Here is a 673-nt window from a genome sequence, read left to right on the forward strand (position 1 = left end):
GGCTCGGCGACCATGGATCCGCCTGCGCCTCCCGGCGAGGGTGGTTGGGGTCTGTCGTACGCCGCGTCGAAGGCGTCGTTCGGACGTATTGCCGGAGCGATCAACTCCGAGTACCGAGACGCCGGAATCAAAGTGTTCAACCTGAGTCCGGGATTTGTCATCACGGAATCAGGGAAAGCCCGTGGTGGCGCGGACGCAATCGTGGACGCCGGATTTGCGGCCACACCGGCATCCGTACCCGCTGCAGCGGCGGTGTGGCTTGCAACAGATCCCGATGCGGACCGGTACCTCGGTCGCGTCGTGGATGGTCCGAAATTGATGGCGACACTGGAGGAAACGGTATGAAGCTCGGCGTGGTCGTTCCGGTCGAACTGGGTCGAAGCGGAGACCCTGATTGGATTCTGCAATTCGCCCGTGCGGCGGAGTCGCTGGGTTTCGACGAGATCTCGGCAGTGGAGCACTCGGTGGTCATCGCCGACACCGCGAGCGAGTACCCCTATTCTCCGACCGGCAAATCGCATCTTCCCGATGACTGCGACATCCCGGATCCGCTCGAACTGCTTTCGTTCGTGGCGGGTGCCACAACCACCTTGGGCTTGTCCACTGGAGTTCTGGTGCTGCCCAATCACAATCCGGTAGTGCTCGCCAAAAGATTGGCGACGCTCGATCGCCT

Annotated in this window: 1 protein-coding gene and 1 pseudogene; both read left to right on the forward strand. The window is 62.1% G+C overall.

Going from position 1 to position 673, the window contains the following annotated elements:
* Window positions 1–345, forward strand: a pseudogene (locus ABD369_RS40840) (hypothetical protein); the annotation flags it as partial.
* Window positions 342–673, forward strand: a 332-nt coding sequence (locus tag ABD369_RS40845) for an LLM class flavin-dependent oxidoreductase (protein WP_344641697.1), incomplete at its 3' end; no start/stop codon positions are given. The pseudogene ABD369_RS40840 and the gene ABD369_RS40845, both read left to right, overlap by 4 nt.

Source organism: Kitasatospora cystarginea, from assembly GCF_039533515.1.
Classification (GTDB): domain Bacteria; phylum Actinomycetota; class Actinomycetes; order Streptomycetales; family Streptomycetaceae; genus Kitasatospora; species Kitasatospora cystarginea.